Source organism: Burkholderia sp. PvR073, from assembly GCF_054055695.1.
Window position 1 is genome coordinate 569,959 of sequence record NZ_JBSRXO010000002.1, and the last position, 12,107, is coordinate 582,065.

A 12,107-nucleotide genomic window follows, 5' to 3' on the forward strand; every position below is an offset into this window, starting at 1 on the left:
GCGGCCGCCGTCACTCTCACATGCTCACATCCCGCCCGCCCGCGCGTGCGCGGCGAATGCGCCGAACCGCTCCTGCGCAACCGGCACCGCGTACTTGTCGCGCATTTCCATCTCGATCCACGCACAAGCCTCGCGCGCGCAGTCGGTCAGCGCATGCCGCGTCGCGTGTCCGTCGATGTCGTAGAGGAAGCGCACGCCCACGCCGTCGTCGGCGACCTGTCGCTGCAGCTGGTTGAGCTGCAGTTGCGGCCCGTGCCGCTGCGACAGCGCGCGCAGCTCGTCGAAGTGATATTCGAGCCAGTCGGCGAAGAACAGCGCATCGCTGTGGCTGCGCAGACGGAATGCCGCGCTGCGCGACGGACGCTGGGTGGCGTCGCCGACGGCCTGCGGCTCGCCGTTCGGTGCGATGGCCGCGTCGACGGGCGCGAGCGGCTGCCGGATCTGCCGGTACGGTTCGCGCTGGCGTAGCGCGTGCCACAGCAGTTCGTCGCCGGCGGCACCGGACGGCTGCATCGTGAGGTCGTGCCGGCCATCGTCGGCAGCGGCGATGTCGCGGATCACGAGGCGCAGCGAGCAGAGCGGCTCGTCGGCGACCAGCAGCGTCGCCGCGCGCGGCAGCCCGCAAACGAGCGGCGCTGCGCCGGCCGCCCGGAACACGAGGCCGCGGCGATCGAGCCGCACGAGCGGCAGCGGCCGCGGAAACGACGGGTAGGCGACTGCGATGCGGGCGCCGCCGGCACCCGTCAAGCCGGGCATCATCGCGCGAAAGACCTGAGACTGGTCCAAGGTGGTTCTCCTTCGTTACGATGCCGCGGCCGGACTACGCGCGTTCCGGCTCAGGCGGCGATGGCTTGCCGGGCGGCCCGTCCCGGCTCGATTCCAAGTGCAGCAAACGTTTGCGGATCGATGTCGATCCAGCACGCGACAACCAGACGACCGTCCACCTGCTTCGGCGGGCCTGCCCGGTGCGCGTGCACGCCGATCCGGCGGAACAGCCGCTCCATGCTCGCGAACGTCACGCCGATCAGCTGCCGCGCGCCCAACTGCGCCGCGCATTCGACGACCGCGGCGAGCATCGGGCGGACGGCCCACTCGGCATTGCCCGGACCGCCTTCGTCGCCGGTTGCCGCGAACCGCGACAGCTCCCAGACGGCAGCCGATTGCGGCAGCGCGACGTCTTCGGCGATCAGGTCGGCGAACAGCGACTTCAATAGATACGGGCGGGTGGTCGGCAACAGGCGCGCACATCCGCACACGTCGCCCACGGCGTTTCTCGCGAACACGTAGACGGTATCGTCGCGATCGAACTGATCGCGCTCGAAACTCTCGTTCGCCGACGGAAGCGCCCAACCGAGCTGTTCGACGAATACGCGGCGCCGATAGCGCCCGAGATCCGCTGCTAGTTCGTGTGGCAACCGCCCTTCCTCGTGAACGAAGGTTCGCATGGTGTCCTCGGATTGGTCTTTGGTATGCACGCATTACAGCGCGCGTCCCGAGGAGGCGGTAACTGGTAACTCTTACAGGTAGACGCGCGCCGACGCGATTTGACCGGTGGTAACGGTTTCTTGATCGGCGGGATTGAAATACGGGCGGCTTTTGCTTATAAAGAGCGCCAGTCTTGCGGAAATGTCAGAGGAAAGCGTGGCCGATTGTCACTGGAGCGTGGGGCCGGCATGATAGGTGTCGTTGCGACCGAGCAGCGCCGATGCGACGGCGGCCGGCCAGTCGATGCCTGCCAGCCGCGCGGCGAGCGCGGCGGCGGTGCGGAACATGCCGAGGTCGGCGCCGTTGGTGTCCACAGCCATGATGTTGCTGCGGACGTCGCCGCCCGCGATCACGAACGTGCCCGTTGCACGGTCGAGATACCAGTCCCAGCCGACCGTCAGATATGCGACGCCGGCACTGGCCGGGCGGTGCCATTCGGTGTAGCCGGCCAGGCGCGCGTCGATGGCGCTGTCGCGCAGTTCCGCGAGCAGCGATGCATCGAGGTCGCTGGCGACATGGTCGAGCACGAGCGCGGCCAGTGCGTTTTCGGACAGCCGTACGTAGCCGTCCGGAGACGGGCCGCGGACCGGGTGCAACAAAGGTGAAGTCATGCGCGGAATGTATCAGCCCCGAACCGGCGCTGGCACCTGACAGGTATGACAGCGTGACGTTGTCGGAGAAATAATGGAATTACGCTGGCAGGATGCCTACCAACAATTCAGTGCCGCGGAAGACGAGCAGCAGCTCTTCCAGCGGATCGCTGCCTATTCTAAACGCCTCGGCTTCGAATATTGCTGTTATGGCATTCGCGTGCCGCTGCCCGTATCGAAGCCGGCCGTCGCGATCTTCAATACCTATCCGGACGGCTGGATGGCGCGCTACCAGGCGCAGAACTACATCGAGATCGATTCGACGGTTCGCGACGGCGCGCTGAGCACCAACATGATCGTGTGGCCGGACGTCGACCGGATCGATCCGTGCCCGTTGTGGCAGGACGCGCGCGACTACGGGCTGTCGGTGGGCGTTGCGCAGTCGAGCTGGGCGGCGCGCGGCGCATTCGGACTGTTGAGCATCGCACGCCATGCGGACCGGCTCACGCCGGCCGAGATCAACATGCTGACGCTGCAGACGAACTGGCTCGCGAACCTGTCGCATTCGCTGATGAGCCGCTTCATGGTGCCGAAGCTGTCGCCCGAGTCGAGCGTCACGCTGACCGCGCGGGAGCGCGAGGTGCTGTGCTGGACGGCCGAAGGCAAGACCGCGTGCGAGATCGGCCAGATCCTCAGCATCTCGGAGCGCACGGTCAACTTCCACGTGAACAACATCCTCGAGAAGCTCGGCGCGACGAACAAGGTCCAGGCGGTCGTCAAGGCGATCGGGGCCGGACTCATCGAAACGCCCTGACGCGGCACCGGCGGCGGGGCGATCCTGCCGCAGGATCGCACGAGCGGCCGCTGTCGCTCATTCCATCAGCGGCTCCGCTTCCTTCGCGGTCCAGCTCACGCTGGAAATGCTCTTCTCCATGCTCATCCGGCTCGCGATCTGCTCGAGCTTCTGCTGATCTTTCGGATGCAGCTTCAGCGTCGCGGTCACCTTCAGCCGGTCCGGCTGCTCGGGCACGTCCTCGCTGGTCAGGCTCTGGAACGACAGCGGTTTCGCATACATCGAATTCGACAGCAGCGTGCGGATGTGCACTTCGTCCGAGGTGAGGCAGATCACGGTGATCTGGTATTCGCGCACGAGATCGGCATTCGACACGGGGGTCGCGTTGATCGCCTGGCTGACGCCGCGCAGTACCGTGTTGGTGAGCAGCACGACGCCCGTGCCGGCCAGCGCCGGCACGTAGTGGCCGGAGCCGGCCAGCACGCCGACGGCGGCCGAGCACCACAGCGTCGCGGCCGTGTTGATGCCCTGGATCGACCCCTTGTCGCGCATGATCACGCCGCCGCCGAGAAAGCCGACGCCCGACACGACGTAGGCGGCGATCTGCGTGACGCCGGCCACGCCGTTGCCGGTGAGCACGCCGAGCGTGACGAACAGGCATGCGCCGCTCGCGACGAGCGTGATCGTGCGCAGGCCCGCCGTGCGTTGCCGCATCTGGCGTTCGAGTCCGATCGCGACGCCGCAGGCGAACGCGGTGAAAAGACGGAGTGCGAAATCGAAAGTCATGAGTGTCCTGCCGTGCAATGAGCGCATGCCGGCCCGCGTCGCGGCGGCGCGATGCCGAACGCGGCACGATGGCCGTCGTCGCGCGGCACTGTACCGCGCGAATGCGTCATTCAGTGTGAAACGGGAGGCGTGCGGGCTCGCGGAACGCGAGCCGCGGCAGGAGAACTGCGTCGGACAGGCGTTCAGGCGGCAAGCGGCGCACGCAACGGAGTGCTGCAACTGTCCACGATGGTTCCTGAAGGAAGAATGGGCGGCATTCTAGTAGGCCGCCCGCGCACACGTCAACCGGTTTGGCGGCCGGCCGCGCACGGCCGGCGCCTCACTGCGACGGTTACTGCGACGACCCGATCGTCCCCGTCGCGAGCGCGAGCGCGGCGGCGGCCGACAGCGCGCCGGCGTAGCTGTCGACTTCCGCGTTGCGGGCCGCGAGCAGCTGGCTTTGCGCGATCGTCGCATCGGTGACCGAGCCCACGCCGTTCCGGTACGCGGTCAGCGCCGCGTCGTAGCTCGTCTGCGCGGCGTCGACGAGCGCCTTTGCCGCGTCGTGCGATGCGAGGCTCGTCTGCACCGCATTCTGCGCGGCGACGACCTGGCGGACGGCTTCCTCCTTGGTCCGCGTGAGGCGCGCGGACGCGCTCTGCGCATCGTTGCGTGCCTGCATCAGCACCGCCGAGCGCAGGCCGCCATCGTATAGCGGGATCGTCACGCCGAGGAACACGCCGCCGCCGTAGCGGCTGCCGTTCAGGTTGACGGTCGGCGCCTGGTCGCCGATCGCGGGCAGCGCGGAGATCGCCGTGCCGCCGCTGGCATAGGACGTCGACGCGGACAGGAAGATCTTCGGCATGAACGCAGCTTCCGCAGCCTTGATCTTCGCGCGGTTGGCCTGCTCGAGCGCATACGCGCCCTGCAGGTCGGGACGGCGTGCGATCGCATCCGACACGATCGCGTCGACCGACGAAGCGAGCGCGGGCGGCAGCGGCCGCTTCGGCAGCGCGGCGATCGACGGCTTCGACAGCGGCGAGATGCCGAGCGCGGAAACCAGTGCGAGGTAGCTGTCGGTTTGCGCGCCGTTTGCCTGCACCAGCGCGAGATTCGCCTGCGCGCGGTTCTGCGTCGCCTGGGCGAGTTCGACGACGGTGCCGACGCCTTGCTTCATCCGTGCGCGGGACGCCGCGAGGATCGCGTCGGCGTTCGCCAGGCCCTGCTGCGCGCTGGCCGCGCGCGAGCGGGCGGCTTCGTAGCGGTAGTACGCGACCGTCACGTCGTGGATCACCTGCTGATGCACGGCCGTGAACGCGACGTTCGACGCGACCGACGCCTGTTCGGCCGCCTCGACGCGCGCCGCGCGGCCGCCGAAATCGAACAGCAGCCATTGCAGCGACAGCGCCGAAATCGTGCCGTGCACGGTCGTGTTGCTCGACGCGTCGCCGAGGATCGTGGATGTCGAGCCGTGGCTCGCCTGGTACGCGCCCATCGCGGTCGCGGACAGGTTCGGCAGGTACGCGGCCTTCGCGATGCCGACCGCGAGCGCCGCGTTGCGCGCGTCGTTCCACGCGATGCGGGTCAGCGGGTTCGTCGATTCGGCGAGGTCGATCAGCTCGGGCAGCGTGTAGGGATGCGCGGCATCGAGCGCGGCGGGCGGCGACACCGATGCGAGCGCGGGCGAGGCCGGCAGCGTGTAGTCGTGCGGTGCGCGTTGCGCGGACGCGAGCGGCGGGGCCGGCACGATGTCGCCCGCGGCCGACGTTTGCGGCTGCCACGGGCGATCGGGTGCGTCCGGCGCCAGATCGATCGACGACGTTGCGCAACCGGCCAGCGCGACGGCAGTCGCGAGCGCGGCGGCGGCGATCGACGCGGCCGGCGGTTCAGGGACGCGCATGAGGGGCAGGCTCCTTCGGGGTGGCTTGACGCGCGGCGTCGGCGATGTGCGCGAGCCGCGTGTCGATCAGGTTCAGCAGCGCGTCGCGTGCAGGGTCGGTGGGCTCGGTGGCCGGCGGCGGGGCCGGCATGGTTGCCGCGCTTGCTGTCGACGGCGGCGCCGGCGCAGCGGTGTCGGCAGCCGGGTCGCCGTCACGCAGCGCGACCACGCGCGCGAGCCGCGCGCCGATCGCCGCGTCGCCCGGCGCGCGCTCGGCGAGCAGGAACAGCGGGCCTTCGAGCGCACCGAGTTCCGCGAGTGCGCGGCGCCGGGTGGCGAGCCACGTGGCGGCGGGGCGTACCCACGACGGTTCGTAGTGGACGAGGCCGAGCTCCTGCGAGATCGCGCCGTGGCGCGCGAAGGCTTCGGCGGCGAGCGTGCGGCGTTCGGCCGGCTGCGCGACCTGCACGACGCGGCGCCACTGCTCGAGCAGCGCGGCGAGCGCGACGTCGATCTGCTTGCCGATGCTGACGGGCCAGATGCGCGTGAATACGAGATACACGACGACGTTGCCGAGCAGGATGCCGATCGTGCGATCGCGCGCGATCGTCAGGTCGAAGCCGGGGCCGGCGCCCTGGATCACGCACAGGAAAAACGCGAACGCGATCTGGAAGCCCGCGTACCCGATGCGCGGCGAGCCGAACGCGACCCACGCGGACAGCCACGCGCCGGCGAACACCAGCGCCATCAGCTGACCGATCGACGAGAGCGCAGGCACGACGAACACGAGCGCCGCGGTGCCGAGCAGCGCACCGACGATGCAGCCGACGATCCGCAGCGTGAGCTTCTCGACCGTCTCGGCGGTCGAGCCGAGCGACACGATGTAGCAGGTGACGACGCACGTATGGATGCCCGACCAGTCGAGCTGCGAATACAGCAGATAGCAGAAGACGGCCGCGGCGGTCGTCTTCAGCGCATAGCGGATGTGGTCGGGATTGCTGCGCGCATCCGGCAGGAAGAAGCCGCCGCGCGGCGCCGGCGCGGGCGAGGCGACGGGCTCGGGGCGGGCGGCAGCGGACGCGCTGACGGGGGCTGCTGGCACGGGTGCAGTCGTATCGGCCGCCGCGCCTGGTTCCGCGAAGCGCGTGATCGCCGCATGGAGATCCGTCGCGGCGACGCGCGCGAGCGGCGGGAGTGCATCGGCCGGCGGCAGCGCGAGCGTCACGTCGACCGGATAGCCGCCGCGCTCGAGAATGGCCGCCATCTCGTCGAGCGTGGCCGCGATCGGTGCGGCGAACGCGGCGGGCAGCCGCGCGTCGGGTTCGCGATCGGTCAGCGCGACGCCGACCATCAGCGCCGTGCTCGACGCAATCGCCTGTCGCAGTGCCGCAACGTCGGCGGCGCTCGACGAGCCTTCGAGTTTCGACAGTTTGAGCCACGTCAGCAACTGCTTGTCGCCTTCGCGCAGGCTGGCGTCGAACGCCGCGCACGCGTCGTCGTCGCCGCGCAGTCGCCGCGCGGCGAGCCGCAGTCGCTTCGCGATCTGCGCGAGCGCGAGCCGGCGCGGCGACGGCGCGATCAGCAGGTTGACGACGATCGCAACGCCGACCGGAATCGCGATCGTCAGCCAGATATAGAGCAGCGCGCGGGTCGCGGCTTCGCCAAACGGCGCGAGGCCGAGCTGGTCGAGCCCGAAGCCGACGATCATCGCGAGGATCGCGCCCACGGGGCGCAGCTTGCTGGCCGACGTCAGGTACAGCAGCCCGACCGACAGCACGGCCATGCACGCGACCCGCAGGATCGAATAGTCGATGCTGAAGATCGCGACGCCGAGCACGAGCCCGATCACGATCGTGACGATCAGCAGCAGCGCCGCCGCGAGCACGATGCTCGTCACGCGGTCGGCGCGGATCATGAAGAACACGACGTAGGCGGACAGCGCGGCTTCGGGCGTACCGTATGCGCTCGTCACGAGCACCGTCAGCGCGCAGATCAGTGCGACCCGCACGGCGATCGACGTACGCCCCGGAAACGGCGCGAGCAATCGCAGGACTTCGCGCGGGCCCGGCGCGCGGACGTCAGCGGCAGGCTGAGCCATGCCGGACCTCGACGATCGCGCTCGCGCCGACACGCACGAGCTTGCCGTCGGGTTCGTCGAGCTTCACGCGCACGGGGAAGCGCTGCGCGACATGCACCCAGTTCACCGAACGCTGCACGATCGGCAGCGCGCGCGGCAGGTTGATGCGATCGCTGTCCGCGATGCCCGCGCCGATGCCGACCACCTTGCCCGTCAGCGCACGGCTGCGGTCGATCATCGAATAGACGGTCGCGCAATCGCCGACCGCGATGCGATTCAGCGACGTCTCGCGGAAATTGCCGACCGCGAACCATTCGCTTGCGTCGATCAGCGTGAAGATCGACTGGTTCGGCGCGAGGGTTTCGCCGGCAAGCACGGTCAGGCCTGTCACGAGCCCGTCGTGCGGTGCGCGCACGACCGTATCGTCGAGCGCGTGCTGCGCGCGGGCGAGTGCGGCTTCGCGCGCATGGAGCGTCGCGATCGCGTCGGCATCGTCGCCGATCGTCTGCGCGGACGATCGCCGCTGTTCCTGCGCCTGCGCGAGCGACACGGCCGCGTCGCGCTGCCGGACCTTCGCCTGGTCGAACTGCTGCGCGCTGACGTAGCCCTGCGCGGCGAGCGGCGCGAGCCGGTTCACGTCGCGCGTCGCGAGATCGTAATTCTGCGTCGCGCGCTTGACCTGCTCGGCGGCGACCGCCGCGTTCGAATGCTCGCCGATCAGCGACCGGCGGCGCGTGTCGAGCGATGCGCGCGCGAGCTCGACATCGGCCTGCGCCTGCGCGACCGTCAGCCGGTACGGCACCGGATCGATTTCATACAGCAGGTCGCCTTTCGCGACGCGCTGGTTCTCGTGCACGGCGAGCCGCACGATGCGGCCGCCGACGGGCGACGCGACGTGGACGAGGTCCGCGTCGATCGACGCGTCGTCGGTGGACGGGTAGGCCGACGTGCGGTGGTACGCGTACGCGAGCGCGGCGATGCCGAGCGCGACGATCGCCAGCGCGATCACGCGGCCTTTCGTGGAGGGGCGGGCGATTCCGGCGGCCTTCATGCAAACGGCCCCGTGCCGGTGAGCCATACGATCACGGCGACCACGAGCCCGATCGCGGTGCAGACGGCGAGCTGGTAGGGCACCGTGGCGGCCCAGCCGGTCGCGACGAACACGCGGTGCGCGACGATCGCGCCGACGATGCCGACGATCGCGCTGACGAGCCAGAGCGGGAAATACGCGCCGAACAGGACGTACGACGGTGCGCCGCGCGACGTGCAGCCTGCGAGCGGCAGGGCTGGCACCAGGACGGCGGCGGCGCGCAGGGGTACGCGCGGCGTTGTTTTTCTCATGGTGTGACGAGCTCGACGTTGGGGGGGATGCCGGGCGCGGCGCAATGCGGTTCGTTGCCGCGACGACGATTCCGCGATACGGAGCCGATAATAAAGCAGCCCGATGCGGACCGCCAGCGATGCGGCGCGCGCCGGGGCGCCCGGCGGGCATGCGGGTACGGTCGTGGCGCGGTCCGCGATTCTGCCAGCGGATGCGCTCGCAGGGTGGCCGACGGACTGTAAAGGATCGTCAGACGAAACCGCGCCGGCGACGTTTGTTCGCCAATGAGCGGGAATCGCGGCGGCGCTTGCCGGATTGCTGCGCGAGTGGTTGCGAATCCGCGTCCGGTCGAGCCGGCCGGTATCTGTGTACCATCGTGCGAAGGACGCGGCGCGTGGCGCGGGGCATGACGAGACTTGACGTCACGATCCCGGCCGACGCGCCGCGCGACGGTGGTATCGCAACGAGGATGAGTGTTCCATGCGAAGTTTCTTTGTCCGGTTCATCACAATCGGCGTGCTGTTCCATTTGTATGTCGGGCTGCGGATCATTCCCGGCGCATTCGCGTCGCCGCTCGCGCGCACGATCGCGGCGCTGGTACTGGCGAGCTTCGTCGTGCTGATCCCGGTCGGCATGTTCTCGCGCCGCTTCGACGAAGGCTGGGCCGCGACGCTCGTCGGCTGGGCCGGCTCGCTCGCGATGGGCTTCTTCTCGTCGCTGCTGGTGCTGACGTTCCTGCGCGAGCTGGTGCTGCTCGGCGTCGTCGTGTGGCGGCATCTCGGGCATGACGGTGCATGGAGCGGCGTGACCTCCGACACGGCGCTCGGCGTGCTGGTGGCCTCGGTGCTGGTCACCGCGCTCGGATTCGTCGGCGCGCGCCGCACGGCGGCGGTCAAGCGCGTGTCGATTCCGGTCGACGGGCTGCCGGCCGCGCTCGACGGGCTGACGATCGTGCAACTGTCGGACATTCACGTCGGGCCGACGATCAAGCGGCCTTATATCGAGCGGATCGTGCGGGCGGTCAATGCGCTCGAGGCGGATCTCGTCGTCGTGACGGGCGACGTGGTCGACGGCTCGGTCAAGCGGCTACGCGAACACACTGCGCCGCTCGGCCGCATGCAGTCGCGGCACGGCAGCTTCCTCGTGACGGGCAACCACGAGTACTACGCCGGCGCGCACGCGTGGATCGACGAATTCCGGCGAATCGGGTTGACGGTGCTGCTCAACGAGCACGTGCTGATCGAGCACGAGGGTGCGCGCGCGGTGCTCGCGGGCGTCACCGATTTCACGGCGGGCGGGTTCGATCCCGCGCACCGCAGCGACCCCGAGCAGGCGCTGGCGGGCGCGCCGCGCGACGTCGCGACGAAGATCCTGCTCGCGCACCAGCCGCGCAGCGCGGAAGCGGCGAGCCGCGCCGGCTTCACCGTGCAGCTGTCCGGCCATACGCACGGCGGCCAGTTCCTGCCGTGGCCGCCGTTCGTGCGTCTGCAGCAGCCGGTGATCGGCGGGCTGAACCGCTTCGGCGCGATGTGGCTCTATACGAGCCGCGGCACCGGCTACTGGGGGCCGCCGAACCGCTTCGGCGCGATGTGGCTCTATACGAGCCGCGGCACCGGCTACTGGGGGCCGCCGAACCGCTTCGGCGTGCCGTCCGAAATCACGCTGATCCGGTTGACGCGCGCGACAGGTTGACGGGCGCGCGATAGCGTCGAAATCGACGCGCGCCGCGATGATGGCGTGACATGCCGCAAATGCATCGGCTTCGCGGTTCGCCGTTCGCGCGGGCGGCCGCGTCACGCGCCGGAATGACAGCGCATGGCGGCGCGTGTCGCCGTTGTCTACCATGCAGACATGGTTCGTCTGCACCATTCATTTTCTGCCTGATTCCGACATGTCGACGCCCGATCTTTTCGCCGATGCGCCCGCGCCCGACGTGGACTGGTACCCGGACTGGCTCGCACCGTCCGACGCCGATCGCGTGCTGGCCGCGCTGATCGATGAAGTCGCATGGCGGCAGGATACGATCCGCACGCCGCGCGGCCGCATTCCGCTGCCGCGGCTCACCGCGTGGCAGGGCGAGCCGGATGCCGTCTACGTGTATTCGGGGATCCGCAACGTGCCCGCGCCGTGGACGGCGGCCGTGCTCGACCTGAAGCGTGCGGTCGAGGCCACGTGCGGCGCGCATTTCAACAGCGTGCTGCTCAATCGTTACCGCAATGGACAGGACAGCCTCGGCTGGCATGCGGACAACGAGCCGGAGCTCGGCGACGCACCGGTGATCGCGTCGGTGAGCCTCGGCGCGATGCGCGTGTTCGACCTGCGTCACCGTGCGACCGGCGTCGTGCATGCGTACCGGCTGACGCACGGCAGCCTGCTCGTGATGCGCGGCCGCACGCAGGCCGAATGGCAGCACCGCGTGCCGAAGGCGCCGGCCGTGCAGGGCGAGCGCATCAATCTGACGTTCCGGCGGGTGGTGTCGGCGGCGGCGGGGCGTTAGTCGGTGGCCATGCCGCCCGGGCGGGGCGCTCGCGTTCGATCGTGACCCGTTTTTCGACCGATGCGATCCATCGGTCGTCCATGCGGCACGTTGCCGCACAAGGGTGTATCGGGCGGCGCAAATATGCCCGCGAGGCCCGTGCCGCAAGGGTTTCAGGCGGATTCGATCGACCACTTGGTTCCGATAGGCAGGTGTAAGCCCTGATGGTGCGTCGCAACATTCCTTGACTAGACTGTCGAATAGCTGAAACGCGCCGCGAACCGGCGCATTTTTTCGACATGCCCGAGGTGTCGCCAATAGGACACGCAGGGCAGGAGCATAACCCGTGACCGTACTGGACTCATCCCTCGAATCCTCGCTGCACGTCTTCGAACAAGACGGCGGTTGGCAATGGGCGCTGACAGTAAAGCGGGCGTCCGGCGTCGGTGTGAAAGTCGTCGCATTCAGCACGGACGGCTTTCGCGGCGAAGCTGACGCCTATGCCGCTGGTCAGCTCGCGCGCGCCGAGTATGACGACACCGTGACGGCCTGACGCCGTCGCGCCGACCCCAATCCCGATCCTGGATCGGCGCGGTCGTTCATTGCCCTCGTTTTTCCTCTTCGTTCCCCTTTTCCCTCGTTTCGCTGTCGCTCGTCACGCATCGCGTGACGCACCGGCATGCCCGCGCGCGCCGCATCGACCGCGCCAAATGGTCCGTAC

General features: G+C 69.2%; 12 protein-coding genes. 4 read left to right on the top strand and 8 right to left on the bottom strand.

The window, feature by feature from the left end; genetic code table 11:
* Window positions 1-24: 24 nt before the first annotated feature.
* The 3 genes from ACVK00_RS09780 to ACVK00_RS09790 form a co-directional block, all read right to left on the bottom strand.
* Window positions 25-786, bottom strand: coding sequence for a hypothetical protein (locus tag ACVK00_RS09780; RefSeq protein WP_284891402.1), 762 nt, complete (start codon window positions 784-786; stop codon window positions 25-27).
* Window positions 787-836: 50 nt separating this feature from the next.
* On the bottom strand, window positions 837-1,445 hold the full coding sequence (locus ACVK00_RS09785) for an acyl-homoserine-lactone synthase (RefSeq protein WP_166724737.1): 609 nt from the start codon (window positions 1,443-1,445) through the stop codon (window positions 837-839).
* Window positions 1,446-1,652: 207 nt separating this feature from the next.
* On the bottom strand, window positions 1,653-2,096 hold the full coding sequence (locus ACVK00_RS09790) for a DUF4902 domain-containing protein (RefSeq protein ID WP_284891399.1): 444 nt from the start codon (window positions 2,094-2,096) through the stop codon (window positions 1,653-1,655).
* 73 nt (window positions 2,097-2,169) lie between these two features.
* On the opposite strand from ACVK00_RS09790, the gene ACVK00_RS09795 reads away from it, so the two are divergent.
* A complete protein-coding gene (locus ACVK00_RS09795) occupies window positions 2,170-2,889 on the top strand; it encodes an autoinducer binding domain-containing protein (protein WP_105787035.1) in 720 nt (239 codons plus the stop codon).
* Between the two features lie 57 nt (window positions 2,890-2,946).
* Here the strand turns inward: ACVK00_RS09795 and ACVK00_RS09800 are convergent, their stop codons facing one another.
* From ACVK00_RS09800 to ACVK00_RS09820, 5 genes are all read right to left on the bottom strand, one after another.
* Complete coding sequence (locus tag ACVK00_RS09800) at window positions 2,947-3,654, bottom strand: MgtC/SapB family protein (RefSeq protein WP_284891395.1); 708 nt, start codon at window positions 3,652-3,654, stop codon at window positions 2,947-2,949.
* A 331-nt stretch (window positions 3,655-3,985) separates the two neighbouring features.
* Window positions 3,986-5,533, bottom strand: a complete 1,548-nt coding sequence (locus tag ACVK00_RS09805; protein ID WP_284891393.1) for a TolC family protein — start codon at window positions 5,531-5,533, stop codon at window positions 3,986-3,988.
* The gene (locus tag ACVK00_RS09810) at window positions 5,520-7,610 is read right to left on the bottom strand and encodes an FUSC family protein (protein WP_284891391.1); all 2,091 of its coding nucleotides are present in this window, start codon (window positions 7,608-7,610) and stop codon (window positions 5,520-5,522) included. The genes ACVK00_RS09805 and ACVK00_RS09810 overlap by 14 nt, the downstream gene beginning before the upstream one ends.
* The gene (gene mdtN, locus ACVK00_RS09815; RefSeq protein WP_228908010.1) at window positions 7,591-8,640 is read right to left on the bottom strand and encodes a multidrug transporter subunit MdtN; all 1,050 of its coding nucleotides are present in this window, start codon (window positions 8,638-8,640) and stop codon (window positions 7,591-7,593) included. The genes ACVK00_RS09810 and mdtN overlap by 20 nt, the downstream gene beginning before the upstream one ends.
* On the bottom strand, window positions 8,637-8,930 hold the full coding sequence (locus ACVK00_RS09820) for a hypothetical protein (protein ID WP_041491666.1): 294 nt from the start codon (window positions 8,928-8,930) through the stop codon (window positions 8,637-8,639). Before ACVK00_RS09820 ends, mdtN begins: the two co-directional genes overlap by 4 nt.
* Before the next feature lie 460 nt (window positions 8,931-9,390).
* Here ACVK00_RS09820 and ACVK00_RS09825 point away from each other — a divergent pair, with 460 nt between their 5' ends.
* The 3 genes from ACVK00_RS09825 to ACVK00_RS09835 all read left to right on the top strand — a co-directional run bounded on the left by ACVK00_RS09825 (window position 9,391) and on the right by ACVK00_RS09835 (window position 11,939).
* Window positions 9,391-10,602 (top strand): metallophosphoesterase, encoded by a 1,212-nt coding sequence (locus ACVK00_RS09825; protein ID WP_354123280.1) that lies wholly within the window; start codon window positions 9,391-9,393, stop codon window positions 10,600-10,602.
* Between the two features lie 199 nt (window positions 10,603-10,801).
* Window positions 10,802-11,407 (top strand): alpha-ketoglutarate-dependent dioxygenase AlkB family protein, encoded by a 606-nt coding sequence (locus ACVK00_RS09830; RefSeq protein WP_284891384.1) that lies wholly within the window; start codon window positions 10,802-10,804, stop codon window positions 11,405-11,407.
* A 325-nt stretch (window positions 11,408-11,732) separates the two neighbouring features.
* Window positions 11,733-11,939: a hypothetical protein gene (locus tag ACVK00_RS09835; RefSeq protein WP_166723273.1), complete on the top strand. Its 207-nt coding sequence runs from the start codon at window positions 11,733-11,735 to the stop codon at window positions 11,937-11,939.
* Window positions 11,940-12,107: the final 168 nt, after the last annotated feature.

Bases quoted from the DNA above. Each gene is read 5' to 3' on its own strand.
- ACVK00_RS09810 (WP_284891391.1), bottom strand. From the start codon at position 7,610: ATGGCTCAGCCTGCCGCTGACGTCCGCGCGCCGGGCCCGCGCGAAGTC.
- ACVK00_RS09785 (WP_166724737.1), bottom strand. From the start codon at position 1,445: ATGCGAACCTTCGTTCACGAGGAAGGGCGGTTGCCACACGAACTAGCA.
- ACVK00_RS09805 (WP_284891393.1), bottom strand. From the start codon at position 5,533: ATGCGCGTCCCTGAACCGCCGGCCGCGTCGATCGCCGCCGCCGCGCTC.
- ACVK00_RS09825 (WP_354123280.1), top strand. From the start codon at position 9,391: ATGCGAAGTTTCTTTGTCCGGTTCATCACAATCGGCGTGCTGTTCCAT.
- ACVK00_RS09800 (WP_284891395.1), bottom strand. From the start codon at position 3,654: ATGACTTTCGATTTCGCACTCCGTCTTTTCACCGCGTTCGCCTGCGGC.
- ACVK00_RS09795 (WP_105787035.1), top strand. From the start codon at position 2,170: ATGGAATTACGCTGGCAGGATGCCTACCAACAATTCAGTGCCGCGGAA.
- ACVK00_RS09790 (WP_284891399.1), bottom strand. From the start codon at position 2,096: ATGACTTCACCTTTGTTGCACCCGGTCCGCGGCCCGTCTCCGGACGGC.
- ACVK00_RS09830 (WP_284891384.1), top strand. From the start codon at position 10,802: ATGTCGACGCCCGATCTTTTCGCCGATGCGCCCGCGCCCGACGTGGAC.
- mdtN (WP_228908010.1), bottom strand. From the start codon at position 8,640: ATGAAGGCCGCCGGAATCGCCCGCCCCTCCACGAAAGGCCGCGTGATC.
- ACVK00_RS09820 (WP_041491666.1), bottom strand. From the start codon at position 8,930: ATGAGAAAAACAACGCCGCGCGTACCCCTGCGCGCCGCCGCCGTCCTG.